The sequence below is a fragment of the Enterobacter sp. E14S genome (assembly GCF_055666685.1).
This window is the reverse complement of record NZ_JBVODQ010000001.1, coordinates 368,056-389,216: the sequence shown is the minus strand read 5'-3', so window position 1 is coordinate 389,216 and position 21,161 is coordinate 368,056. Positions and strand designations below refer to the sequence as shown.

The 21,161-nt window shown below is 55.8% G+C and carries 30 protein-coding genes; 13 read left to right on the top strand and 17 right to left on the bottom strand.

Features of this window, described 5'->3' with window-relative positions:
- Window positions 1-18 precede the first annotated feature (18 nt).
- The 4 genes from ACZ6J2_RS01935 to ACZ6J2_RS01920 all read left to right on the top strand — a co-directional run bounded on the left by ACZ6J2_RS01935 (window position 19) and on the right by ACZ6J2_RS01920 (window position 3,501).
- Window positions 19-540, top strand: coding sequence for a DUF2778 domain-containing protein (locus ACZ6J2_RS01935; RefSeq protein WP_420298887.1), 522 nt, complete (start codon window positions 19-21; stop codon window positions 538-540).
- A gap of 269 nt (window positions 541-809) precedes the next feature.
- Window positions 810-1,301, top strand: a complete 492-nt coding sequence (locus tag ACZ6J2_RS01930) for an Hcp family type VI secretion system effector (RefSeq protein ID WP_471724628.1) — start codon at window positions 810-812, stop codon at window positions 1,299-1,301.
- Window positions 1,302-1,474: 173 nt separating this feature from the next.
- Window positions 1,475-2,449 (top strand): DUF1852 domain-containing protein, encoded by a 975-nt coding sequence (locus ACZ6J2_RS01925; RefSeq protein WP_471724627.1) that lies wholly within the window; start codon window positions 1,475-1,477, stop codon window positions 2,447-2,449.
- Between the two features lie 23 nt (window positions 2,450-2,472).
- Window positions 2,473-3,501, top strand: coding sequence for a methionine synthase (locus ACZ6J2_RS01920; protein ID WP_023311627.1), 1,029 nt, complete (start codon window positions 2,473-2,475; stop codon window positions 3,499-3,501).
- A gap of 5 nt (window positions 3,502-3,506) precedes the next feature.
- Here the strand turns inward: ACZ6J2_RS01920 and ACZ6J2_RS01915 are convergent, their stop codons facing one another.
- Window positions 3,507-4,439: a LysR family transcriptional regulator gene (locus ACZ6J2_RS01915; RefSeq protein WP_063439971.1), complete on the bottom strand. Its 933-nt coding sequence runs from the start codon at window positions 4,437-4,439 to the stop codon at window positions 3,507-3,509.
- Between the two features lie 95 nt (window positions 4,440-4,534).
- Between ACZ6J2_RS01915 and ACZ6J2_RS01910 the strand changes: the two genes are divergently transcribed.
- A complete protein-coding gene (locus ACZ6J2_RS01910; RefSeq protein ID WP_047647834.1) occupies window positions 4,535-4,969 on the top strand; it encodes a DMT family transporter in 435 nt (144 codons plus the stop codon).
- A gap of 4 nt (window positions 4,970-4,973) precedes the next feature.
- On the top strand, window positions 4,974-5,432 hold the full coding sequence (locus ACZ6J2_RS01905) for a DMT family transporter (protein WP_182932036.1): 459 nt from the start codon (window positions 4,974-4,976) through the stop codon (window positions 5,430-5,432).
- Here the strand turns inward: ACZ6J2_RS01905 and ACZ6J2_RS01900 are convergent.
- Genes ACZ6J2_RS01900 through ACZ6J2_RS01865 form a run of 8 tightly spaced genes read right to left on the bottom strand, consistent with a single transcriptional unit; the run spans window position 5,429 to window position 11,306 of the window.
- Entirely contained in the window at window positions 5,429-5,962 is a 534-nt protein-coding gene (locus ACZ6J2_RS01900) for a DUF3833 domain-containing protein (protein WP_182932037.1), read from the bottom strand. The two genes, ACZ6J2_RS01905 and ACZ6J2_RS01900, sit on opposite strands and share 4 nt — an antisense overlap.
- Window positions 5,959-6,480: a hypothetical protein gene (locus ACZ6J2_RS01895; protein ID WP_471724626.1), complete on the bottom strand. Its 522-nt coding sequence runs from the start codon at window positions 6,478-6,480 to the stop codon at window positions 5,959-5,961. Before ACZ6J2_RS01895 ends, ACZ6J2_RS01900 begins: the two co-directional genes overlap by 4 nt.
- A complete protein-coding gene (locus ACZ6J2_RS01890; protein WP_032657304.1) occupies window positions 6,477-6,962 on the bottom strand; it encodes a DUF2878 domain-containing protein in 486 nt (161 codons plus the stop codon). The genes ACZ6J2_RS01895 and ACZ6J2_RS01890 overlap by 4 nt, the downstream gene beginning before the upstream one ends.
- Window positions 6,959-8,179, bottom strand: a complete 1,221-nt coding sequence (locus ACZ6J2_RS01885; RefSeq protein WP_471724625.1) for a class I SAM-dependent methyltransferase — start codon at window positions 8,177-8,179, stop codon at window positions 6,959-6,961. Before ACZ6J2_RS01885 ends, ACZ6J2_RS01890 begins: the two co-directional genes overlap by 4 nt.
- Window positions 8,176-8,898, bottom strand: a complete 723-nt coding sequence (locus ACZ6J2_RS01880; RefSeq protein WP_471724624.1) for a DUF1365 domain-containing protein — start codon at window positions 8,896-8,898, stop codon at window positions 8,176-8,178. The genes ACZ6J2_RS01885 and ACZ6J2_RS01880 overlap by 4 nt, the downstream gene beginning before the upstream one ends.
- A 1-nt stretch (window position 8,899) precedes the next feature.
- Window positions 8,900-10,159, bottom strand: coding sequence for an NAD(P)/FAD-dependent oxidoreductase (locus ACZ6J2_RS01875; RefSeq protein ID WP_471724623.1), 1,260 nt, complete (start codon window positions 10,157-10,159; stop codon window positions 8,900-8,902).
- Complete coding sequence (locus ACZ6J2_RS01870) at window positions 10,156-10,875, bottom strand: SDR family NAD(P)-dependent oxidoreductase (protein ID WP_032657315.1); 720 nt, start codon at window positions 10,873-10,875, stop codon at window positions 10,156-10,158. Before ACZ6J2_RS01870 ends, ACZ6J2_RS01875 begins: the two co-directional genes overlap by 4 nt.
- Window positions 10,872-11,306, bottom strand: a complete 435-nt coding sequence (locus ACZ6J2_RS01865) for a nuclear transport factor 2 family protein (RefSeq protein WP_048977880.1) — start codon at window positions 11,304-11,306, stop codon at window positions 10,872-10,874. The genes ACZ6J2_RS01870 and ACZ6J2_RS01865 overlap by 4 nt, the downstream gene beginning before the upstream one ends.
- Window positions 11,307-11,561: 255 nt before the next feature.
- On the opposite strand from ACZ6J2_RS01865, the gene ACZ6J2_RS01860 reads away from it, so the two are divergent.
- On the top strand, window positions 11,562-11,759 hold the full coding sequence (locus ACZ6J2_RS01860) for a hypothetical protein (RefSeq protein ID WP_471724622.1): 198 nt from the start codon (window positions 11,562-11,564) through the stop codon (window positions 11,757-11,759).
- 1 nt (window position 11,760) lies between these two features.
- Window positions 11,761-12,549, top strand: a complete 789-nt coding sequence (locus ACZ6J2_RS01855) for a hypothetical protein (protein ID WP_471724621.1) — start codon at window positions 11,761-11,763, stop codon at window positions 12,547-12,549.
- Here ACZ6J2_RS01855 and ACZ6J2_RS01850 read toward each other — a convergent pair.
- The 3 genes from ACZ6J2_RS01850 to ACZ6J2_RS01840 form a co-directional block, all read right to left on the bottom strand.
- The gene (locus tag ACZ6J2_RS01850; protein WP_471724620.1) at window positions 12,530-13,042 is read right to left on the bottom strand and encodes a GNAT family N-acetyltransferase; all 513 of its coding nucleotides are present in this window, start codon (window positions 13,040-13,042) and stop codon (window positions 12,530-12,532) included. The two genes, ACZ6J2_RS01855 and ACZ6J2_RS01850, sit on opposite strands and share 20 nt — an antisense overlap.
- 18 nt (window positions 13,043-13,060) lie before the next feature.
- Window positions 13,061-13,465, bottom strand: a complete 405-nt coding sequence (locus tag ACZ6J2_RS01845; RefSeq protein WP_032639272.1) for a VOC family protein — start codon at window positions 13,463-13,465, stop codon at window positions 13,061-13,063.
- Window positions 13,466-13,532: 67 nt separating this feature from the next.
- Window positions 13,533-13,871, bottom strand: coding sequence for a winged helix-turn-helix transcriptional regulator (locus ACZ6J2_RS01840; protein WP_023311611.1), 339 nt, complete (start codon window positions 13,869-13,871; stop codon window positions 13,533-13,535).
- Window positions 13,872-13,961: 90 nt separating this feature from the next.
- Between ACZ6J2_RS01840 and ACZ6J2_RS01835 the strand changes: the two genes are divergently transcribed.
- Window positions 13,962-14,741, top strand: a complete 780-nt coding sequence (locus tag ACZ6J2_RS01835) for an SDR family oxidoreductase (protein ID WP_047647844.1) — start codon at window positions 13,962-13,964, stop codon at window positions 14,739-14,741.
- A 51-nt stretch (window positions 14,742-14,792) separates the two neighbouring features.
- On the opposite strand, the gene ACZ6J2_RS01830 is transcribed toward ACZ6J2_RS01835, so the two are convergent.
- Window positions 14,793-15,371, bottom strand: a complete 579-nt coding sequence (locus ACZ6J2_RS01830; protein WP_471724619.1) for a TetR/AcrR family transcriptional regulator — start codon at window positions 15,369-15,371, stop codon at window positions 14,793-14,795.
- A gap of 103 nt (window positions 15,372-15,474) precedes the next feature.
- On the opposite strand from ACZ6J2_RS01830, the gene ACZ6J2_RS01825 reads away from it, so the two are divergent.
- On the top strand, window positions 15,475-15,942 hold the full coding sequence (locus ACZ6J2_RS01825) for a nuclear transport factor 2 family protein (protein WP_471724618.1): 468 nt from the start codon (window positions 15,475-15,477) through the stop codon (window positions 15,940-15,942).
- 39 nt (window positions 15,943-15,981) lie between these two features.
- Here ACZ6J2_RS01825 and ACZ6J2_RS01820 read toward each other — a convergent pair whose 3' ends face one another.
- The 3 genes from ACZ6J2_RS01820 to ACZ6J2_RS01810 form a co-directional block, all read right to left on the bottom strand.
- Entirely contained in the window at window positions 15,982-16,521 is a 540-nt protein-coding gene (locus tag ACZ6J2_RS01820; protein ID WP_471724617.1) for an ester cyclase, read from the bottom strand.
- A gap of 64 nt (window positions 16,522-16,585) precedes the next feature.
- The gene (locus ACZ6J2_RS01815) at window positions 16,586-17,305 is read right to left on the bottom strand and encodes an SDR family oxidoreductase (protein ID WP_471724616.1); all 720 of its coding nucleotides are present in this window, start codon (window positions 17,303-17,305) and stop codon (window positions 16,586-16,588) included.
- Window positions 17,302-18,417 (bottom strand): alkene reductase, encoded by a 1,116-nt coding sequence (locus ACZ6J2_RS01810; protein WP_471724615.1) that lies wholly within the window; start codon window positions 18,415-18,417, stop codon window positions 17,302-17,304. Before ACZ6J2_RS01810 ends, ACZ6J2_RS01815 begins: the two co-directional genes overlap by 4 nt.
- A 99-nt stretch (window positions 18,418-18,516) precedes the next feature.
- Between ACZ6J2_RS01810 and ACZ6J2_RS01805 the strand changes: the two genes are divergently transcribed.
- Window positions 18,517-19,428, top strand: a complete 912-nt coding sequence (locus ACZ6J2_RS01805) for a LysR family transcriptional regulator (RefSeq protein ID WP_471724614.1) — start codon at window positions 18,517-18,519, stop codon at window positions 19,426-19,428.
- Between the two features lie 113 nt (window positions 19,429-19,541).
- On the top strand, window positions 19,542-19,856 hold the full coding sequence (locus tag ACZ6J2_RS01800; RefSeq protein ID WP_033145449.1) for a PTS sugar transporter subunit IIB: 315 nt from the start codon (window positions 19,542-19,544) through the stop codon (window positions 19,854-19,856).
- 44 nt (window positions 19,857-19,900) lie between these two features.
- Here the strand turns inward: ACZ6J2_RS01800 and ACZ6J2_RS01795 are convergent, their stop codons facing one another.
- The gene (locus ACZ6J2_RS01795) at window positions 19,901-20,269 is read right to left on the bottom strand and encodes a MerR family transcriptional regulator (protein ID WP_471724613.1); all 369 of its coding nucleotides are present in this window, start codon (window positions 20,267-20,269) and stop codon (window positions 19,901-19,903) included.
- A gap of 96 nt (window positions 20,270-20,365) precedes the next feature.
- Between ACZ6J2_RS01795 and ACZ6J2_RS01790 the strand changes: the two genes are divergently transcribed.
- Window positions 20,366-21,160 carry an SDR family NAD(P)-dependent oxidoreductase gene (locus ACZ6J2_RS01790; protein WP_471724612.1) on the top strand — a complete coding sequence of 265 codons (795 nt, stop codon included), beginning with the start codon at window positions 20,366-20,368 and terminating at the stop codon, window positions 21,158-21,160.
- Window position 21,161: the final 1 nt, after the last annotated feature.

The following is a 21,161-nucleotide window of genomic DNA, read 5'->3' as shown; positions in this document are numbered from 1 at the left end:
AAACAGTAAGGAGAAAATATGGCCTTAAAAGGAACAATGCTGCTTAACGGTGCTGACTATGCGCCTTTTAACCTGCACGGCGTCGGCGTGTTTATGGCCCATTCCGGGCAGGGAATTTACAGAAACAATGGATTATGTGGTGCTGTTAAAGGCTCAGGTCCAATTCCCCCAGGGAAATACTGGATTGTTGACAGAGGGACTGGAGGTTTCTTTTCAGGGTTAAAAGCGAAGGTTCAGGATCGGTGGAACAAGGTTAGATCCGGGGCAGAATTTGGCCGCGATGAGTGGTTTGCTTTATACAAGGATGACTGGGGTATCGATGATGGCACCTGGATTGATAACGTCTATCGGGGTTTGTTTCGGCTGCATCCGGGTACGCTATCTGAGGGATGTATCACGATTGCCCATGATTCTGATTACGCATTGATCCGCAATGCTCTGATGAGTACGGAACTTATTCAGGTTCCCTGTATGCGTTCACTGATGGCACGCGGCTGGGTTGAGGTGATTGAAAGTGGCTACACCAACACTTGTCCGTAAATGGGGCATCAGGCTATTCAAAACGGTCTGGTTTCTATGCATCAGCATTATAGTAGGCCGCATATTGGGACCCGCTGAACGCTATCTTGATCATGACGTGGCCTCATCTATATGTGATTTTATTTATGGCGACGTGAATGCTGAAACTATATATGACACATATACCAATATCGATATTTTAATCGTACTGACCCTCGCCACGGTTATTTATCGCTTAACAACACTGCTACTCAAGAAAATAAGGAAATAAGGAAATAAGGAAATAAAGAATGCCAATTCCTCCCTACATGTGGCTAAAAGACGATGGTGGAGCAGATATTAAAGGTTCCGTTGATGTTCAGGACCGTGAAGGTAGCATTGAGATCATAGGGCTGAGTCATGGCCTTAACCTACCGGTAGACAGCGCTAACGGCAAGATCACCGGCACGCGTCAACACTCATCCATGCGGATTGAAAAGGAAGTTGATAGCTCCATGCCCTATCTCTATAAAGCAGCATCTACCGGTCAGGCGCTTAAAAGCGCTGAAATAAAGTTCTATCATATCAATGATGCCGGACAGGAAGTCTGTTATTACACCGTCTTGATGGAGAACGTAAAGGTTACGGGTGTTAACTGCAGCGTACCGAACGTGAAGATCGCTGCCAACAATAAAATGAACCATGTTGAAAGCGTAAGTCTGCAGTACGAAAAAATCACCTGGCGCATTGTCGACGGCAACATCATGCACAGTGACGCCTGGAACGAACGTCCTACAGCATAACGCTAAGGGGCGCGATGCCCCTTACTCTTACTATGCCAGCCTTTGCGCAATCCTGTTCATGAACTTCCCTCATGTTGCAGTGAAATTAAGTCACTTCCCCTGCGCCGCGGGCTCAGGCATAAATTATGCATTGGTAACTTCTTAGCAACATGAACTTAGGATGCATAACCACAATGAGCAAAGCTTTCACATATACCCTTAAGCGCAGTTGCTTCGATGAGAATTACAACCCGTCTGAAAATACGCGTACGACCACCAACTTTGCCAACCTGGCGCGCGGGGAAAAACGTCAGGAAAACCTGCGCAATACGCTGGTGATGATAAACAACCGCTTCAACGCTCTGGCGCGCTGGGATAACCCAAACGCCGATCGCTATGCGGTTGAGCTTGAAATCATCTCTGTCGATTTGAACATTGGCGCGGAAAAGCCATTCCCGGCTATTGAGATACTGCAAACCACCATAGTCGACAAGAAAAACAACCTGCGCATCCCTGGCATCGTCGGGAATAACTTCTCGTCTTACGTGCGGGATTATGATTTCAGCGTCCTGCTGCTGGAACACAACAAGAACCAGCAGCACTTCAGCATTCCGGAAAAGTTTGGTGAACTGCACGGCAATATTTTCCGCCACTTTGTGAATTCGCCAGAATACAAAGAGAACTTCAGAAAGGGTCCAGTGATCTGCCTGAGCGTCTCCAGCAAAGACACCTATCGCCGCAACGGTAACCAGCATCCTGTGCTGGGCATTGAATATCAGCCGGATGGCGAGTCGCTGACGGAACAGTACTTCGCGAAGATGGGGCTGAAGGTTCGCTATTTCATGCCGGAAAACAGCGTGGCGCCTTTCGCGTTCTTCTTTACCGGGGATTTGCTGAGTGACTACACCGATCTGGAGCTGATTGCCACCATCAGCACGATGGAGACGTTCCAGAAAATCTATCGCCCGGAAATTTATAACGCAAACTCGGCGGCGGGACTGTGCTACCGACCGGATCTGAACCAGCAGGATCACTCCTTAACAAAAATTGTTTATGACCGGGAAGAGCGTAGCCGACTGGCGATTGAACAGGGTCGCTTTACCGAAGCGTACTTTATTAAGCCTTACCAACACATTCTTGAGCAGTGGTCTGATAACTACACGCTTTAATTCATCAAAAAAGGTCTTTTATTATGAAAACATTGCTCCCGACTTCTACGGCTGGCAGCCTGCCTAAGCCGACCTGGCTTGCACAACCCGAAACGCTGTGGTCACCCTGGAAATTACAGGATCAGGAACTCCTGGCGGGTAAACAGGACGCGCTGCGCCTGTCTCTGGATGAGCAGATCCGCGCGGGTATCGATATCGTCAGCGACGGAGAACAGACTCGCCAGCACTTCGTTACCACCTTTATTGAACACCTGAGCGGCGTGGATTTTGAAAATCGCCAGACGGTGCGCATTCGTAACCGCTACGACGCCAGCGTGCCGACCGTGGTTTCAGCCGTAGCGCGTCAGAAGCCGGTATTCGTGGACGATGCGAAATACCTGCGTCAGCTCACGGACAAGCCAATCAAATGGGCCCTGCCCGGGCCGATGACCATGATCGACACCCTTTACGACGCGCACTATAAAAGCCGCGAAAAGCTGGCCTGGGAATTCGCCAAAATCCTCAATCAGGAAGCGCGTGAGTTAGAGGCCGCGGGCGTGGATATTATCCAGTTTGATGAACCGGCATTTAACGTCTTTTTTGACGAGGTGAACGACTGGGGTATCGCCGCGCTGGAGCGCGCCATTGAAGGGCTGAAGTGCGAAACCGCGGTACATATCTGCTACGGCTACGGCATCAAAGCCAATACCGACTGGAAAAAAACGCTCGGCTCAGAGTGGCGCCAGTACGAAGAGGCCTTCCCCAAGCTGCAGACCTCTAATATCGACATCATCTCACTGGAGTGCCACAACTCCCGCGTACCGATGGATCTGCTGGAGCTGATCCGCGGTAAAAAGGTGATGGTCGGCGCGATTGATGTGGCAACCAACGCCGTTGAAACGCCGGAGGAAGTCGCCGATACGCTGCGTAAAGCGCTGCAGTTCGTCGATGCCGACAAGCTTTACCCGTCAACCAACTGCGGCATGGCCCCGCTTTCACGCCAGGTGGCTAACGGCAAGCTGAAAGCGCTTAGCGCCGGCGCAGAGATTATCCGCAAGGAGCTCGGCGCGTAATTGCCTTACGTTTGCCAGTAGAGCGGCGTGCCGAAAAACGCCACGTAATAATCAATCACCGCCCTGACGTTCAGGGGCGGATGACGTGCGTTAGGATAGATCGCCGCAATATTGAGTTGCTCCGTGTTGATGGCGCACGCCATTTCCGGCATAAGGGCGACCAGTTCCCCCCGCTTCAGCCTGTCGCCAATCAGCCAGTCCGGAAACAGGACGATCCCCATCCCGCCCAGCGCGGCAATGAGCAGCGACTCCGCATTATTGGACGTCATCAGCGGCGCGACGGGATAATGCACCCAATTTTCCCCTTTGCGACGCACGAGCCAGCGGTTAGGCCCGGACGAACCGCGATAGACCAGACATTTGTGCTGGCTCAGTTCGGTCGGGTCGGCCGGGACGCCGTGTTGACGCAGATACGCGGGCGACGCGGCGAGGTGGTAGCGCTGCTGCCCAAAAACACGGGCGTGGAACGTCGAATCCGTCAGCGTGCCGATGCGGAAGATGAGATCGGCGGCATCCCGGTGCGGGTCGATAAAGTCATCGGTCAGCGTCAGCTCAATGGTTAACCGTGGATAACGCTCGGCCAGACCTGCCAGTCCGGGCGCAACGTGTCTCTGTCCAAAAAATACCGGCCCGTTTATGCGGACCGTGCCGGAGGGTTCGGTCGAACGTTCATCCAGCTCACGACGCGCCTCTTCGAAGTTATCGACCATCGCCCGGGCATAGCGGATAAACAGATGCCCGCTTTCCGTGGGGATCACCGCCCGGGTATTGCGATAGAACAGCTGCTGGCCGAGCGCGTCCTCAAGCTGATGAACAATGCGCGACACCTGCGAGGCAGAGATTCCCTCTCGTCGCGCGACGACGGAAAAGTTCTGCGTTTCATAGACGGCAATAAACAGCAGCAGTGAGCGAAGGTTCATGCTTCCGGCATCTGACATTAATGCATTTCCTGCAAAGGTGTTTCCTGCATTATGGCATTTTTCTCACTGGTCTACCGACGTAATCTTCTTCGCCTGAAAACGGAGGAAGCGTAATGCAGTTTGTTTTGATTTTACTGGTGATTGCCGGCGGAATGGGCCTCTCCGTCGAGGCGGGCCTGCTGGGTCCGCTGGGCGGCGAAGTGGGTGACTTATGGGCGACGTTCAGCATCTTCGGCGTGGGCGCCGCGCTGACGTTTCTGCTGATGCTGTTTTTCAGCCCGCGCAGCAGTCCGTCGTTTTTCGCCCAGCCCGGCTGGCAGCTGCTCGGCGGCGTGCTTGGCCCTGTTTACGTGGTCATTCTGACGATCGCCACGCCGACCATCGGAATCGCTCTGACGATGATTGGCATTCTGGCTGGTCAGGTTTTTAAAAGCCTGATCATTGACCACTTTGGCCTGCTGGGTACGCCGCACAGGAAGATAAACGCAAAACGTATCGTGGCGCTGGTTTTTATTATTGCGGCACTGGTACTGGTCGCACAGGGGTGATGATATGACGCTGATAATGATTCTACTGGCCGTCTGCGGCGGCGCAACGCTGAGCATTCAGGCCGCGATTAACGGGCAGCTCGGCAGCAATGTCGGGGTATTTAAAAGCGCGTTTCTGACGTTTTCCGTCGGCGCGCTGGTAACCGCCCTGCTCATTTTCTTCTTTGAACCGAAGCAGGCGGTCACGCTGCTGGACGTGCCGAAATGGCAGCTCATCGGGGCGATGTTCGGCGTGCCTTACATTGTGATCATGGTCGTGGCGGTGCAGCGCATCGGCACCGCCGTCGCCACGGTGGCGGTGATATTCGGCCAGCTCGCCATGAGTATGTTGATTGATAACTTTGGCTGGCTGGGCAATCCCGCCATTCCGTTTTCACCGAGCCGTCTGAGCGCGGTGGTGTGCCTGGGGATTGCCCTGTACTTCATCTACTCCAGCAGCAAAACCGGCAGCGTCCGCGACTAAGCTGAGGTCTTACGGGTAAAGAACAGCGTCACCGTGGCGACGGTGACGCCAAATTTCTTCATCTCGGTTTTGTTAAACAGATGCGTCTCATCCTGCAAATACATCCAGTCGTCGAAGTTCAGTAGCCAGGTGCTGCCGTTGGCCTTCACGTTCATGCTGTAATGCCAGTTAAAGGCGTTGCCTGCTGCCTGCCCCGTGGCAACGCCTTCAATGTCCCCTGCCGTTCCCTCGTAGCGGTCGTTCCCCACGCGCCGGATGTGCCAGACCCGCTGCTGCTTCTCGCCATCGTCGTAGACAAAGTGCTCATTCAGCGTCAGCGTATCGCCGATAACGTCTCCGGCAATCTCAACGTGAAAACGGCGGATCTGCTTGCCGCTGCGATCCTGCACCATCCCCCACGCTTCGGTTTTGCCCTGGAAGTAGTGGAAGATATCAAGCCGCGGCTGCTGCTGGCGATACTCGGCCACCTCAGTGCTACAGCCCGCCAGCAGCATCGTGAATGCCAGCGCCATCATCAGGATACGTTTCATTTTTGGCCTCCGATTAACTGCTGACGCAGCTCAGGATATTGCGTGCGTAGATCGAGCCAGATTGCCAGAAAACGGGTGCTGAACGCTTCCGACTGGCGCGGTCCGAGTGGAATAAAGGATGTTTGCGCCGCTGACGCGCGATACCAGAACTGCCCCTGCTTATCGTTGAGAACAAACGCCAGCTGTGAGCCCGGGCGGACATCCGGCCACAGCGACCGGAGCATCCGCAGCCAGGCTTCGCTTTGCGGCTCCTGGGCCAGGATCCCCTGCGCCTGCCACTGGTCGCGGGTCGCCTCAACCAGTTCATCGCGATCGATGTCGCGCGCATAGGTAATAATGAGCGCCTGATCCTGGTCCCGGCTGTAACGGCCGTCCGGGGTGCGCAGCTGGGAGGTGTAGACGGTGAAAGGTCCCCAGGTGAGCGTGGCGTCACCCACCTTCCGCCAGGCAAGCCAGTCGGCGGCCTGGGCAACCGGAACAACCAGCGTCAGCCAAAGCAGCAAAACCACAGATCTCATTTTTGTCTCCCCATCAGCAGGTGGAAAAACAGCATCAGTACCAGCCAGCCCGGCGCCATCCAGCTCACGACGATAAAGGTCGGCTCCAGAAACGTGATGCCCCCCAGCCGCTCGCCGAACAGGTAGGCCACCGGTCCGCCCACGGCGGCCAGCAGGGTCAGCAGCCAGCCGGGTAGCGTGGTGGTGCGCGTCAGCTGCGTCCAGACCGTGGCGAACATCAGCCATAGTGCCACCATCCATAACGGCATCAGGGACTCGCCCGTAAAGGCAATCAGCCCGGTCAGGGCCCAGAGTGCGTCCAGCAGACTGCCCGCCGCGGCCAGCCCAATGGCGTAAAACCGGTAAGCAGGCGGCAAGAGCAGGCACGCCAGGATCGCCAGCGCGAGCCAGATAATCAGGCCCTGTTCGCGAAAGAGCACCACCAGCGCCCAGTAGAGGTCGAACGCGACGGCGAGCAGGAAGACCTGAAGGTAACGTCTCATACGCGCTCGGCGGTCAACTGCACCACGCTGATGGTGCGAGCGTTAAACCCGGCCTCACAGTAGCCAAAGTAGTACAGCCACATGCGGCGGAACCGTTCATCGAAGCCGAGCTTTTCAATCTCCTGCCAGGCATGGACAAACCGCTGCCGCCAGTGGGCCAGCGTGCGGGCGTAGTCGGGGCCCATGTCGAAAAGATTGCGCACCACGAAATCGGTGTGGCGCGTCATCAGCTCGTTCATCGCGGTGATGCTCGGCAAGAATCCGCCCGGGAAAATGTAGCGCTGGATAAAATCGACGCTTTTGCTGTAGTCGCGATAGCGCTGGTCCTGAATGGTAATGGCCTGAATCGCCATCCGTCCTCCGGGGCGCAGCCGCGCCTGGCAGGTGCGGAAGAACGTGGGCAGATAGCGTTGCCCGACGGCCTCAATCATCTCGATTGAGACCAGCTTGTCGTACTGTCCGGTGAGGTCGCGATAGTCGCAGAGCAGTACCTCAACGCGATCCTGCAACCCGGCGCGGGCGATCCGCTCGGTTGCCCAGCTATATTGTTCCTGCGACAGCGTGGTGGTGGTCACCCGACAGCCGTAATGACGGGCCGCGTATTCCGCCATCGCGCCCCAGCCGGTGCCAATTTCCAGCAGGTGGTCACCCGGTTTTAGCGCCAGCTGGTCACACAGCCGCGCCATTTTGGCCCGCTGGGCCGCCGTGAGATCCTGCTCGTCACCAGTAAACAGCGCGCTGGAATAGAGCAGCTCTTTATCCAGAAAATGGGCATAAAAGGTATTGCCCAGATCGTAATGGGCGGCAATATTTTCGCGCGCCTGCATGCGGGAGTTACGCCGCGTCCAGTGGCGTATCCGCTCCAGCGGCCTGCCGAGCAGACGGAACCCGTTTTCCAGACGGCCAAGCACCTCGCCGTTTATCGCGAGCAGCTCCAGAAGCGGCGTAAGGTGCGCAGTTTCCCATTCGCCGTCCATCCAGGCTTCTGCCGCAGCAAGGCTCCCGCCCGTTAAGACGCGCCAGTAGACGCCGGGCGTGAGGATCTGCACGTCGGCGTGCAGCGCGGAGGATGACTCGCCAAAATGAAAGGTCTGCGCCCCTTCACGCAGCGTGAGCGAGCCGCCGCGGATACCGCTTAACAGACGAAACAGCAGCCATCGCGCGATGCGGACGTTGCGCGGAATATCGGGTTCTAACGCAAAGACGGGATCGGTCATGAGCGTTCACTCCTGCTGACGGGATGGTTATACAGCGGCACGCGCTTGAGCCACAGGCGCAGCGCCTGCCAGTAAATGGCAAAAACGGTTTTCAGGGTCATGAGCGGAATGCGCAGCAACAGCGAGCGCAGCGCGGAGCGCGTCAAAGGCTCCCGGCGCAGCGCCAGCGTGGCGTCAAAAACCTTCGCTTCCTGATGATTTTCAATGTGCATATGCAGCGTGTTATCCGGGTCGTTAAAGCGCCAGTGGTAGATCATGTCCATCGGGTTGAAGGGGGAAACGTGAAACGCTTTTTCCGTCGGCTGCGTATCCTGTCCGTTGACGGCATAGTAATGGCGTTCATTCCACGGCGTGTTGCGGACCTCCGCCAGAACCCAGCGCAGCGTTCCCTTCCCGTCGTAGCAGTAGTAAAAGTTGACCGGATTGAAATGAAAGCCGAAATAGCGCAGCTGCGTCAGGAGCATCACCCGCCCGTCCGGACGTTCCCCGGTCAGGCTCTCCAGCCTGCTGAGCACGTTCTCTTTAAGCGGCGCGCCGAGCGGATAGTCAGCGTCGTGGAACGATGCGCCGGCAAAGCGATTGCGCCGCACGCCGACTGACGGCAGCAGCGGCAGTTCATCGAGATCCAGCCAGGCCATAAAGACGCTGTAGCTGAATTCATGGGTTTTCGGCTGAAGGCGGCGGTGGCGTAATACGCCGTGGTAGAGGCAGCTGTTCATCTCAGTTCCCCTCCCCGGCGGCTATTTCATTGACCACGTCCAGCGCGCTGCGCACGCCGTCTTCATGAAAACCGTTGTACCAGTAAGCTCCGCAGAACCAGCTCCGGTTATGACCGTTGATCTCGCCGCGACGCGCCTGCGCCCGCCAGCTTTTCGGGTTAAACAGCGGATGCTCATAGACAAAGCGTTGCAGGACGAAGCGTTCATCCACCGGCGCGTCCGGGTTGAGGGTGACGCAGAACAGCGGACTGCCCGCAGGCAGCCCCTGCAGAATGTTCATGTTGTAGGTCACGCAGGCGCTGGCCTGTTCCTGCGCGCTCAGGCGGTAGTTCCAGCTGGCCCAAGCCCGCTGCCGCACCGGCAGCCAGCGCGGATCGCTGTGCAAAACGACCTCGTTGCGCTGCCAGCCGATATCGCCCAGCACCTCGCGCTCTGCGGGCGTCGGGTCCTCAAGCATTGCCAGCGCGCTGGCGGAGTGGCAGGCAAAAATCACCCGATCGAAGGTATGGCTGCCGTTTTCAAGCTGGAGCGTAACCCCGTGCTCGTGGCGGCTCACCCGCTGCACCGGTGAATTGAGGTGCAGATTCAGACGGTCGCCCAGCTTGTCGAGCATGGCGCGGATATACTCCCGCGAGCCGCCCGGCACCACGTACCACTGCGGGCGCTGGGTGATATCCAGCAGCCCGTGGTTCTGGAAGAAACGTAAGAAAAGCGGAAGCGGGAAACGCTTCATCTCCTGCAGCGACGAGGACCAGATGGCGGCCCCCATCGGCAGAATGTAGTGGCGCGCAAAAAACGGCGTGAAGCCGTGCTGATCCAGAAACGTTTGCAGCGTGGCGTTCGGGTCCACCTCCCCGTCCAGCGCCTGTTTCGCCAGACGATTGAAGCGAACGATCTCCCCGAGCAGCCGCCAGAATGCCGGATTCACCAGGTTTCGGCGCTGGGCAAACAGCGACGTCAGGGTGTGTCCGTTGTACTCCAGCCCCGTCGCCGGATTGTGCACCGAAAAGCTCATCTGCGTTTTTTGTCCGCTGATGCCCAGCTCGCTGAGGAGGCCCATAAAGCGCGGATAGGTACGATCGTTGTAGACGATAAACCCGGTATCGATCGCGTATGTGCCCTGTGGCGTTGAAACGTCAACCGTTGCGGTATGGCCGCCGGGCGTGGCGCCCTCTTCAAACAGGGTCACCTGATGGTGCCCGGCCAGGCGCCAGGCGCAGGTCAGCCCGGCGATGCCGCTGCCGATAATCGCAATGTTCATGAACGCACCATCCTGCGCAGCAGCGCGCGCTGAAGAAACGCAGGCAGCCCGGAGAGCAACCGCAAAATAAAGCCGAACCCGTCAGGAAACGCGATATGCATTTTCCCTGCCGCCAGCCCGGTACGGATCGCCTTGACTGCCTCGTCGACGCTCACCCTGCCCGGCATGGCAAAGTCGTTTTTGCGCGTCAGCGGCGTATCAACAAAGCCCGGGGAGACCACCGTGACGGCAATTCCCTTTGGCTCCCAGTCCAGCCGCAGGCTCTCGGCAAACCAGCTCAGGGCCGCTTTGGACGCGCCATAGGCCTCTGCCCGTGGGAAAGGTAGCCAGTGGGCCATGGAACTCACCAGCACTACGCGGTTGCCAGCCGTCAGCTGGGGCTGCAGCGCGTCAAGACAGTTCACCGGGCCGAGGAAATTTGTCGCCATAACCCGCTCCACCAGCGCCGCATCCACCACGCCTCCATCGAGATATTCGCAGGTACCGGCGCAGAGAATAATCAGATCGGCGTAGCTGCCGGTCAGCGCCTGGCGACAGGCGTCCCTGTCTGTCATATCGAACAGGCGAACGGTGAGATTGGGGCAGGTCTGATGCAGCGCTTCGAGACGCGCCGGATCGCGTCCGCAGGCAATCACGTGGTAGCCGTCTGCGGCAAAGGATTTCGCCAGCCCGGCGCCAATGCCCGAGCTTGCGCCGGTGATCAGCACCGTTTTCATGATTTGACCCTCCGCTTCACGCCGCGCACCGCCCAGCCCAGCAGAGGAAGATGTTCGTAGATCATCTCTCCCGCATCGTAGTAGTCGCGCTGGTGCGTGATGAGATCGTTTTCCGTGTCCACCACCGAACACCCCGGCAGTTCGAGCGGCTCTCCCCCGGCAATGCGCGGATGCGACCAGTGCATTACCCAGGTCACAGCAAACCGGTTCCCGCTGCACAGCGGCGTATCGATGGTAAAACGGCAATGCTCGACGTTGGCCAGCAGATGGGTGAAATAGCGCTGAAGCGCGAAAATCCCGTCATGCTCGCCGAACGGATCGATAAGCGTGGCATTCGAATGGTAAAGCCCCACCAGCGCGGACGGCGGCTGGCTATCCAGTGCGGCGTAGTACTCAACAAACCGACTCACGACAGAGGGCAAAGTGCTCATGGGTCACATCCTGGCTGTAAACAACGTGGCGTAATCGCATAATTAAAACTTACACAATTAATGTTATTTGTCCAAGTTTGTGATTATTTATTTTTTATTTTAAATATATATCAATAACTTAATAACAGTAAAAAAGTGAGTTTTGTAGACCAGGTAAGGAGTGGCCGCCACCCGACTTTAACTTTCAGGATTTCCTTAAGGCAAACTCGCCGGTCTTCTTCCAGGCTTATCCTTTTTATTCATAAGGATGCCCGCATGAAACGTTTCTTTCTCTCCCTTTTCTCCAGCCCGGAATCCTTACTGCAGGTGATGAGCCAGCAGGAAATCATTGAAGCCGTCGAAGATGGCGACCGCATCATTATCGACCAGGACGGGAACGCCTCGGTGAACTACAAAAGCAACGAGGTGCGGCAGGATTTTCTGCGTCACGTCACCATGCTGAAGAGGGCCTGACATGGGAACGGCGATATTTATGGTGCTGATGGTATGCGGGTATTGGTACACCAGCCGCGACCTGTCGACACGCTTTAAAATCAAGCGCTCCTTTGGCTGGGACGTCTATTTTCTTGTGGCGCTGTACGGCTGTATTTTCGTTCTGCAGGGCGTGATTGCCACCGGTCTGCTCTGGCTGCTCCTGCTCGCTCTTTCTGCAGCCAACAACGCTTTTCACTTTGCCTCGCCGAAATATACCGACTGGCAAATCGACTTTATGAACTGGAGTTTTTTAGGCATTCAGGCGCCGGTGGTCGTGATGCTGGCGTTTGCCATCCTGTTTTGCCTCTACCGCTCTAACTGGGCAGGCAGCGCCAGGCTGGACGGCGAAAGCCGGAAAAAGCTCTACAAACGTCTGGCGCAGTCGAGCGGTATCGAACAACTGCTGTACCAGTGTATGGAGCAAGGCGAACTGGCGCAGGTCACGCTCCGGTCGAGGCGGATTTACGTCGGCATGATCCATACCGCGACGCTGGAATATGAAAAAACGGCCAATATCGTGCTGATCCCGATGTTAAGCGGGTACAGAGACGCGAAGACGATGAACTTTCGCATCGAGAATAACTACAGCAAGTGGTATGCGGAGCATGACATCACGCTCGACTCCGAGCCCCGCAGCGCCATGTCATTCCGGAAGGTGATTTTACTCAATCAGATTGAGAGCCTCTCGCTGTTCGATCCCGCCAGCGCCAGCGCGCTATCGCTGGCACAGCGCGACGAGAGCTCTCGCCCTAAAGAGGCATCCCCATAATCCTGAGTATGCTCTGCTGTGAAGCGGTTTCGAAAAGGACGTTCTTAACGCAGAGCATGCCCTGCTTCTGGTAGAACCGGTACGCTCCCGCGTTCTGCTCAAGCACTTCCAGCCAGAGATAGTCTTTCCCCCTGCTCCGGGCCATGTCGGTGATGCTGTTGAACATCACCTGGCCATAGTTCTTGCCGGTCTCGGCGGGATCGAGGTAGAGCTTGTTGAGGAGAACGCCCTTCTTGTCCGTTTCCGGGAGCAGGGCTTCCCAGGTCACTTTCATAAACCCCACGGGCCGATCGGTCTCGGCCACATACCAGGAAACAACGTTCTCTTTCAGGCTCTGTTCAAGTACGGAAAGCGCGTACTCGCCGTCCAGAAAATCCTTCATCTCTGCGTCTGACACCCAAAGATGCTGAAAATGGGCGGGATAGATTCGGTATCCCAGCTCGCTTAAAAGCGTTGAATCGGCCCCGGTGGCCTGTCGAATTCGAAGAGTCATGTAAGGTATCCCTGGTAATCACCCGCGTTGGGCATTTTGATAGAGGTCCCAGCGGTTGCCGTAAATATCTTCAAACACCACCACCGTACCGTACTCTTCCTCACGAGGTTCTTCGCAGAAATGAACGCCTTTGTCTTTCATGGCACGGTAATCGCGCCAAAAATCGTCCGTCTGAAGGAAGAGGAAAACTCTGCCGCCGCATTGATTGCCGATAAAGCTTTCCTGCCGCTCGTTAGAAGCGCGAGCCAGCAAAATGTTGCAGTCGCTTTCCGGGTTGGGTGAGACGACCACCCAGCGTTTACCCGGTTGAGGCGTATCCTCTACGAGGGTAAACCCCAGCTTGTCGGTGTAGTATTCAATGGCACGATCGTAGTCATCAACCACAATAGCCACGCAGCCGAGGCATCGCTTCTGTGTTCTCATTTTTCATTTCCTTTGCATGAATGGGTTACGGGCACGCTATCCCATTGCAGCGTGCTAGCCGCCGGGTTTACTGGCTTGCGTAAGCCTCGCGCTTTTCTGCCCATTTCAGCATGGCATCAAGCGCCGGACATAATGCCTGCCCCCAATCGGTGAGGCGATACTCCACTTTCGGTGGCACTTGCGGGTAGACCATCCGCGAAACGATACCATCGGATTCAAGTTGCCTGAGCTGCTGCGCCAGCATCTTCTGGGAAATACCGGGGATCAGTTTTTCGAAATCAGAGTAGCGCTGCACTTTTCCGTCGAAAAGATGAAAAAGAATAATTAATTTCCAGCGGCCTTCCAGCAGCCGTAACACTTGCTCCACGCCGCTCGCGGCAGATTCCGGACTATATAACTTACTCATAATTCAGTAGCTCACTTTTTCGTGCGTACTTGTCAATTTCTCAGTCTATGTTGAATATACCTGTACTGCAAATAACGGGAGTGCAAGGTTATGTCATTAGATATTGATTTTAAAGGCAAACGCGTGCTTGTTACCGCTGGCACGAAAGGGCTCGGAAAAGCGGTCGTCGGGCTTTTAAAACAGCTCGGTGCAACGGTATTCACCACTGCGCGCCACGAGCCGGACGTAGATATCGCAGATACTTTCGTCGCCGCTGACCTTACGACGGTCGCTGGATGTGCCGCTGTCGCATCTGCGGTTCAGGAACAGATGGGAGGCGTCGACGTGATTATCCATGTTGCGGGCGGTTCAACCTCACCCGGAGGCGGTTTTGCTGCGCTTGGCGAAGAAGAGTGGCAGCAGGAGCTCAATCTTAATTTGTTGCCTGCAGTACGCTTAGATCGCGCCCTGCTTCCCGGAATGCTCGCGCAGGGAAATGGGGTGATTATTCACGTGACCTCTATTCAGCGCGAGCTGCCGTTACCGGAATCAACAACGGGTTATGCGGCGGCTAAAGCAGCCCTCTCAACCTACAGTAAAAGCCTTTCAAAGGAAGTCTCACCGAAGGGCGTTCGGGTGGTGCGCGTTGCGCCCGGCTGGATCGAAACTGAAGCGGCGGTTGCACTGGCGGAGAGGCTGGCAAAGCAGGCAGGAACAGACTACGAAGGCGGCAAGCAGATTATTATGAAGGCGTTAGGTGGAATACCGCTCGGACGCCCTGCCAGACCGATTGAGGTGGCCAACCTCATCGTCTTCCTTGCTTCATCGCATGCTGCGAGTATCACAGGTACTGAATTTGTGATTGATGGCGGCACCATTCCGACAGTGTAACGCGGGTGCTTAATCGGCTCGGTGCGAGAGTTGATTAAGCACCGGGGAATATCACCGATCGGACAGTTTCTCCAGGCCCTTTTTTAACGCATGTCTAACCGTTTCTGAATCCATGCCCATTTGTGCATGAATAATTGCGCCGTCAATGAGCAGCATGATTTCATTGACGACGCGCTCATCAGCACTCTTCGTCAGCAAGGCAATAATTTTCTTTGTTTCTGATTTATGACTGCGGCATATCTCTTTTATTTCGCTTTCAATATCTTCCGATTTTGCCTCTGCGCTGGCGTTAATAAACGCGCAGCCGTGGAACTCGGGCGAAATAAACCATTCGTAAAGCGTTTCGGATATCGCATCAGCAGGTATTTCGCCTTGATCGAGATGCCGACGCAGCGTGGTCTCAAACCAGTTAATCCATATTTCATGCCGGTAGTTCAAATAGGCAAGAATAAGCAAACTCTTGCTGGGAAAATGGCGATAGAACGTCACCTTGGTCACTTTAGACGCTTTAATCAGCGTATCCACCCCCGTCGCCCTGAAGCCCGTGGAATAAAACAGATCGTGCGCCGTGAGTAATATCTTATCTCTGACGCTGATTTTAGTATCGTTGTCTGCGGGTTCTGTTTTCACTTTTGGGTAGCCTCTAAAATAATGTTGACAGCGTTATTTTACAGGCATAGATTACCGCAAGTAGACAGACCTGTCTACATAAAATCACACTGAGGTAATCGCCATGAACACACGTCCTCCTTTACCGCCCTTCACTCGTGAAAGCGCCATCGAAAAAGTCAGACTGGCAGAAGATGGCTGGAACAGCCGCGACCCGGCGAAAGTCGCGCTTGCCTATACGCTGGATACCCATTGGCGTAACCGCGCAGAGTTCGCCACCAACCGTGAAGAAGCCCAGGCGTTTCTGGAGCGGAAATGGAAAAAAGAGCTGGACTATCGTCTGATTAAAGAGCTCTGGGCATTTACGGAGAACCGGATCGCGGTGCGCTATGCCTATGAATGGCATGATGATTCCGGCAACTGGTTCCGCTCCTACGGCAATGAAAACTGGGAGTTTGAGCCGGACGGACTGATGAAGCGCCGCTTTGCCTGCGTAAACGATATGCCGATCAAAGCCTCTGAGCGGCTGTTCCACTGGCCGCTGGGCAGACGCCCGGACGATCACCCTTCGCTGAGCGATCTTGGCTTATAGGATTTTCGCATCACTCCGGGCCGCCCCGGAGTGATGAATTTACAGCGCGCCCAGTTGTTTCATCAGCGTCAGGTTGTCCTCAATATGCCAGTTAGCCACAATTTTACCGTCACCCATCTCATAAATATCCGTGGCGATGAAATCTATTTTCTGCCCCTGTCCTTTCAGCTTGCCAAATGTTCCGGTGAACGTGCCGTGAAAATGTAAATGCGAAACCACGCGATCGCCTGAAATAATCATTTGCTCAACGTCACATCTTAAATCAGGCACGGCTGCACGAAACGCGCGGGAAGCTAAAATAGCGCCTTCCGGCCCCTGCTTACGCCCTTCCGGAGGCGTTTTATCAATAAAACCTGCCGCCAGGGCATGACGCGCCAGGGTTTCATTACCCGTGTTCCAGAACGAGGCATATTCTCTGGCGACTGCTTCATTCGCCTTTAATTGCGCCTGCGGCAGGCTGTTGTCCACAATAAGCTTTTTCGGCTGCAGCCATTCCCCCTGCGCGGAAATCGCATTGCCCGACAGACCTGCAAAAATAACCATCGCTACAGCCGAATGAAAATACGTCGTATATTTCATGATATCTCTCAATAGAGTATTACATTATCCGCAGTCGATTTCCTGCGGTTCAAATCAGCGAGGGTCAGTTAATTAACGCCCCGCCTTCAATATCAATGACCGACCCCGTAACAAAGGGATTATCAATGGCGAAAAGATACCCTTGCGCGATGTCCTCCGCCCTTCCCCAGGCTTTGGCTGGCAGGGTTTCCGCCGCGCCAGCGAGCATTTTTTCCCGCGCGGCGGCATCCATGCCCGCGTACGCTTCCGTGTCGGTCAGCCCCGGACTCACGACGTTGACGCGCAGCGGTGAAAGCTCTTTCGCCAGCACTTTTGTCGCGGCCTCAATGGCGGCATTCATCGTCGTTTTAACAATGGCGCCCGCCACTGTTCGACGCGCCACGAACCCGCTGGTGAACGTCAGCGTACCGCGGGGGGCGATGTTCCCGCTGAGATAGCGGGCAACATTGATGCTTCCCCAGAATTTTGTATCAAAGGCCAGCCTTGCCGCGCGGAGATCCAGCCCGGAAAGAAGCCCTCCCGGAGCCTGTGAACCCGCCGTAACGACGATATTATTGACCTCACCCAGCGTTTCACCGAGTGCGACAAGCTCTGCCTCACGGCTGATATCCAGCACGAGGGTATGAACAGACCCGGCGTGGGCGCTCAGCCGTTGCCGCGCAGCGTCCAGCTTCGCGCCGTCGCGGCCCGCAAGAATAATCTCCTCGCCGCGCCCGGCAAGCAGGCTGCCCACGGCAAAACCGATGCCGGAAGCACCGCCGATAATTAAGGTTTTACGGGTCATAACGTTTTCTCCTGCACGGTGTAAATGGGGTAATCGGTATATCCCGTCGCGGTGCCGCCAAACAGCGTAGCGGGGTCGCGCACCTGGGCCAGAGGCAGCTGGTGCGCCAGCCGGTGGGGTAAATCCGGGTTAGCAATAAACTGCCGTCCGAAGGCAATCAAATCGGCATAGCCGGCAGCAAGGATCTTTTCCGCTTTTTGAAGGTCATAGTTCCCCGCGACGATAAGGGTTCCGCTAAACGTCTCGCGAAGCGATTGACGGAACTGTTCAGGTACCTGCGGCGCATCGTCCCAGTCGGCTTCCGCCAGGTGGATGAACGCAATCCCTTTTTGTTCACACCAGGCCGCGAGAGCGAGTATGGCTTCCGTCACCTGCGGATCGTTCATCCCGCGCTGGGTAATAAACGGGGAAAGGCGGATGCCCGTACGCTCGCGGCCAATGGCCTCGGCAATGGCGCTTAACACCTCCTGAGCAAAGCGGATCCGGTTCGCCAGCGTGCCGCCGTACTCGTCCGTGCGTTTGTTGGAGGTTTGACGCAGAAACTGGTCGATCAGATAGCCGTTTCCGCCGTGAATCTCCACGCCGTCAAACCCGGCCTGAACGGCATTCAGTGCCGCCTGACGATAGTCCGCGATGATGCTGTGGATGTCCTTGCGCGAGAGGGTTCTCGGCTGCGGGCAGTCAACCATTTGGCCTTCGCCCTTTTCGTTCACCACCCACACCTGCGCGTCCGGCGCCAGTGCTGACGGGGCGACGGGCTGCCCATCCTGATGAAAGCTGGCGTGCGACATTCGCCCGACGTGCCAGAGCTGCGAAAAAATCACCCCGCCCGCCTGATGCACGGCGCCCGTCGTGAGCTGCCATCCTGAAACCTGCTCAGGCGAATGGATGCCGGGCGTCCATGAGTATCCCTGGCCCTGAGGCGAAATCTGGGTGGCTTCCGTGATGATTAATCCGGCGCTGGCCCGCTGCCGGTAATACTCCGCCATCAGCGCCGAGGGAATATTTCCCGGCTGCAGGGAGCGCGCGCGGGTCATCGGCGCCATGACGATACGGTTTTTCAGGACTTGCTGACCCAGCCTGTAGCGTTCAAAAAGTGAGGTACGTTGCATGTTTTCATCCCTTATGGTTTGGATGAAATCACTTTACAGGCGGCACCTGGTTTTGATAATTACGCTAAAAGCAGATGCACTTTTCGGAAAATATGAATAATGGGTAAACTCGAAGACATGGCGTTACTGGTGGAAGTTGCCGAGGCCGGCGGTCTTTCTGCCGCCGGGCGACGCCTGTCGCTTTCCCCTGCCACCATGACGGCCAGGCTGAAGGCGATTGAGGAGCGTTACCAGACGCGCCTGTTTCACCGATCAACGCGATCCATCACGCTGACCCGCGCCGGGGAAGAGTTTTACCATGCCGCGCTGCGCGTGCTGGAAGAGGTGCATCACGCCGAGTCGTTACTGACGCAAAAGGAAGGCGTGCTCAGCGGCAACATTCGCCTTTCCGCGCCCTCGGACTTTGGCAGACAGTATCTCAGCCCCGCCGTCGTGGAATTCTCCCGACGCCATCCCGACGTTAAATTTTTCATCTCGCTAAGAGAACACGTTGAGGACCTGGTCGCTAACCGGCTGGATATGAGCGTGCGTTTTGGCAACCTGCCGGACAGCAGCCTTGTCGTCAGAAACATCCGCCCGAACCATCGAGTGCTGGTCGCCTCCGGGGCGTATCTTAACGAACGCGGCATCCCCGCCACGTTTGCCGATTTAGCTCAGCACCGGTGCCTGGCGCTTGAGTCTCAGGGTGTGGTGATGAACGAATGGCGCTTTGAAAAAGATGGCGATGAAAGCGTCGTTCGCGTAGAGCCAGCCATGGTGTGCGACGACGGGGCTTTGCTTCGTCAGTGGGCTCTCAGCGGGGCTGGCATCGCGGGGAAATCGTGGTGGGACGTCAAAGACGATGTTGAAACCGGAAGGCTCACGGTACTGTTTGCCGACAGCTTCACCGGCTTTAGCCGATACGATCGCAAAGATGTCGGCCTGCAGCTTGTTTACCCCCAGCGCAAACTGCAGCCGCTTCAGGTCACGGCATTTAGCCAGTTTTTTCTCGACTGGCTAAAAAAACAGTAAAATTAAATCGCGTCAGGCATCTGCGGTTAATTTCTCGCCAAAATAAGAGATGGCGCGCATTTCGGTAGCAACCTCAGGACTACTCTGTGAGCGGTTTTCAGGAGGTACACAATATGAAAAAGCTTCTGATCTGTTGTTTGTTTGGTAATACCGCAAACTCTCTCGCCAAAAAAATGCAGTCTCTGGCAGAACGCGAAGGCTATCCGCTGATGATTAGCGCTGTTGGGCTGGATAACTTCGCCAGCGTCGCTCCCGCTTTCGATGGTTTTCTCATCGCGCCGCACATTCAGTACAAACTCGATGAGATAAAAGAAACGGTGGGCAATACGCGTTCAATCGCCATTATTGAGAGTCTGCCCTATGCCTCTCTCGACGCGAGGAAAGTATTGAATTTCGTGAAGGAACAGATGCCTGAACTGGCTGCCTGACAGATAAGGCCGCATCGGTTTTGCGGCCTCCTCTCACCCGGCGATCAAAACGTGTCGACACAAGGCTGGCCGACCTTATTAAGGGCGTTTTTCAACCTGGCTCTGAGTTCAATTAACGCCGCTTCTTTCTCTTCAAGCTGCTGCAGCTTGTGGCGCAGAGACGCCTGTTTTTGCTCAGCGGTAAATTTGTCGTCAACCCAGACAGCCAAAACCTCTGAAATTTCAGCTAAGGTAAAACCCAGCATTTTGGCATGCTTGATCATGTTTAAACGCTGTAAATCGACGGCGGAATAGACTTTATAGTTATTGCTGCGATTGGGTTGCGGGATATTCTCTAACAGCCCCCGTCGCTCATAGTAACGCACCGTCTCTTTCGACAATCCCGTTTTCGCACACAGTTCACCAATTCGCATCGCGTCGCCCTCACCTTGTAAAAATCACGCTTGACCCTGTACCTAAGTGCACGGTTTATGCTGTGCAGCATACATTAGGGAAACGGGATTAAACATATGAATTCTTTTGATTATACCGGAAAAACAGCGCTGATTACCGGAGCATCTTCGGGCATCGGTCGTGATTTTGCCCGGCAGCTCGCCGCCCGCGGCGTGGCCTTGATCCTGGTCGCCCGCTTCGAGCCAAGGCTGCAGGCGCTTGCCGTAGAGTTAGCCAGAAAGCACGGCGTCTCCATCACGATTATCGTGCAGGATTTAGTGAAGCCGGAAGCCATTCCCCACATTGTGGAACGGCTTGAAACCTTAAGACGCGTCCCCGACATTCTGATCAATTGCGCCGGATTTGCCACCTACGGGCCATTCGAAAAGATGTCGATCGACAGGCAGCGTGATGAGATAAACGTAAACTGCATGGCCCCCGTGGAGCTGACTCACGCCCTGCTGCCGGGAATGCTGCAGCAAGGCTCCGGAGTAATTATTAACGTTGCCTCAACGGCCGCGATGCAACCGGATCCCTATATGGCGATTTATGGCGCAACCAAAGCCTTCCTGCTCTCGTTTTCGAACGCGCTGTGGGGAGAATTTCGCTCCAGGGGCATTCGCGTCCTGGCGCTTTGCCCCGGCGCAACGGATACGGCCTTTTTTGATGTGGTGAATGCTGAGGAAGCCTCGGTAGGTAAACGAATGCCCGCTGACAAGGTGGTCACCCTGGCGTTGAAGGCCGTGGAGAGTAACCGTAGCTACCTGATTACCGGATGTGGTAACTGGCTTCTGGGGCAGCTACACCGGTTCGTGACGCGCAGGCGTCTGGTGCTTATCGTTGAAAAAATATTGCGTCCGCGCTCGGCTTAAG

What these genes read in the sequence shown, in the direction of transcription:
- ACZ6J2_RS01935 (WP_420298887.1), top strand. Translation starts at nt 19, where the DNA reads ATGGCCTTAAAAGGAACAATGCTGCTTAACGGTGCTGACTATGCGCCT.
- ACZ6J2_RS01930 (WP_471724628.1), top strand. Translation starts at nt 810, where the DNA reads ATGCCAATTCCTCCCTACATGTGGCTAAAAGACGATGGTGGAGCAGAT.
- ACZ6J2_RS01925 (WP_471724627.1), top strand. Translation starts at nt 1,475, where the DNA reads ATGAGCAAAGCTTTCACATATACCCTTAAGCGCAGTTGCTTCGATGAG.
- ACZ6J2_RS01920 (WP_023311627.1), top strand. Translation starts at nt 2,473, where the DNA reads ATGAAAACATTGCTCCCGACTTCTACGGCTGGCAGCCTGCCTAAGCCG.
- ACZ6J2_RS01915 (WP_063439971.1), bottom strand. Translation starts at nt 4,439, where the DNA reads ATGTCAGATGCCGGAAGCATGAACCTTCGCTCACTGCTGCTGTTTATT.
- ACZ6J2_RS01910 (WP_047647834.1), top strand. Translation starts at nt 4,535, where the DNA reads ATGCAGTTTGTTTTGATTTTACTGGTGATTGCCGGCGGAATGGGCCTC.
- ACZ6J2_RS01905 (WP_182932036.1), top strand. Translation starts at nt 4,974, where the DNA reads ATGACGCTGATAATGATTCTACTGGCCGTCTGCGGCGGCGCAACGCTG.
- ACZ6J2_RS01900 (WP_182932037.1), bottom strand. Translation starts at nt 5,962, where the DNA reads ATGAAACGTATCCTGATGATGGCGCTGGCATTCACGATGCTGCTGGCG.
- ACZ6J2_RS01895 (WP_471724626.1), bottom strand. Translation starts at nt 6,480, where the DNA reads ATGAGATCTGTGGTTTTGCTGCTTTGGCTGACGCTGGTTGTTCCGGTT.
- ACZ6J2_RS01890 (WP_032657304.1), bottom strand. Translation starts at nt 6,962, where the DNA reads ATGAGACGTTACCTTCAGGTCTTCCTGCTCGCCGTCGCGTTCGACCTC.
- ACZ6J2_RS01885 (WP_471724625.1), bottom strand. Translation starts at nt 8,179, where the DNA reads ATGACCGATCCCGTCTTTGCGTTAGAACCCGATATTCCGCGCAACGTC.
- ACZ6J2_RS01880 (WP_471724624.1), bottom strand. Translation starts at nt 8,898, where the DNA reads ATGAACAGCTGCCTCTACCACGGCGTATTACGCCACCGCCGCCTTCAG.
- ACZ6J2_RS01875 (WP_471724623.1), bottom strand. Translation starts at nt 10,159, where the DNA reads ATGAACATTGCGATTATCGGCAGCGGCATCGCCGGGCTGACCTGCGCC.
- ACZ6J2_RS01870 (WP_032657315.1), bottom strand. Translation starts at nt 10,875, where the DNA reads ATGAAAACGGTGCTGATCACCGGCGCAAGCTCGGGCATTGGCGCCGGG.
- ACZ6J2_RS01865 (WP_048977880.1), bottom strand. Translation starts at nt 11,306, where the DNA reads ATGAGCACTTTGCCCTCTGTCGTGAGTCGGTTTGTTGAGTACTACGCC.
- ACZ6J2_RS01860 (WP_471724622.1), top strand. Translation starts at nt 11,562, where the DNA reads ATGAAACGTTTCTTTCTCTCCCTTTTCTCCAGCCCGGAATCCTTACTG.
- ACZ6J2_RS01855 (WP_471724621.1), top strand. Translation starts at nt 11,761, where the DNA reads ATGGGAACGGCGATATTTATGGTGCTGATGGTATGCGGGTATTGGTAC.
- ACZ6J2_RS01850 (WP_471724620.1), bottom strand. Translation starts at nt 13,042, where the DNA reads ATGACTCTTCGAATTCGACAGGCCACCGGGGCCGATTCAACGCTTTTA.
- ACZ6J2_RS01845 (WP_032639272.1), bottom strand. Translation starts at nt 13,465, where the DNA reads ATGAGAACACAGAAGCGATGCCTCGGCTGCGTGGCTATTGTGGTTGAT.
- ACZ6J2_RS01840 (WP_023311611.1), bottom strand. Translation starts at nt 13,871, where the DNA reads ATGAGTAAGTTATATAGTCCGGAATCTGCCGCGAGCGGCGTGGAGCAA.
- ACZ6J2_RS01835 (WP_047647844.1), top strand. Translation starts at nt 13,962, where the DNA reads ATGTCATTAGATATTGATTTTAAAGGCAAACGCGTGCTTGTTACCGCT.
- ACZ6J2_RS01825 (WP_471724618.1), top strand. Translation starts at nt 15,475, where the DNA reads ATGAACACACGTCCTCCTTTACCGCCCTTCACTCGTGAAAGCGCCATC.
- ACZ6J2_RS01820 (WP_471724617.1), bottom strand. Translation starts at nt 16,521, where the DNA reads ATGAAATATACGACGTATTTTCATTCGGCTGTAGCGATGGTTATTTTT.
- ACZ6J2_RS01815 (WP_471724616.1), bottom strand. Translation starts at nt 17,305, where the DNA reads ATGACCCGTAAAACCTTAATTATCGGCGGTGCTTCCGGCATCGGTTTT.
- ACZ6J2_RS01810 (WP_471724615.1), bottom strand. Translation starts at nt 18,417, where the DNA reads ATGCAACGTACCTCACTTTTTGAACGCTACAGGCTGGGTCAGCAAGTC.
- ACZ6J2_RS01805 (WP_471724614.1), top strand. Translation starts at nt 18,517, where the DNA reads ATGGGTAAACTCGAAGACATGGCGTTACTGGTGGAAGTTGCCGAGGCC.
- ACZ6J2_RS01800 (WP_033145449.1), top strand. Translation starts at nt 19,542, where the DNA reads ATGAAAAAGCTTCTGATCTGTTGTTTGTTTGGTAATACCGCAAACTCT.
- ACZ6J2_RS01795 (WP_471724613.1), bottom strand. Translation starts at nt 20,269, where the DNA reads ATGCGAATTGGTGAACTGTGTGCGAAAACGGGATTGTCGAAAGAGACG.
- ACZ6J2_RS01790 (WP_471724612.1), top strand. Translation starts at nt 20,366, where the DNA reads ATGAATTCTTTTGATTATACCGGAAAAACAGCGCTGATTACCGGAGCA.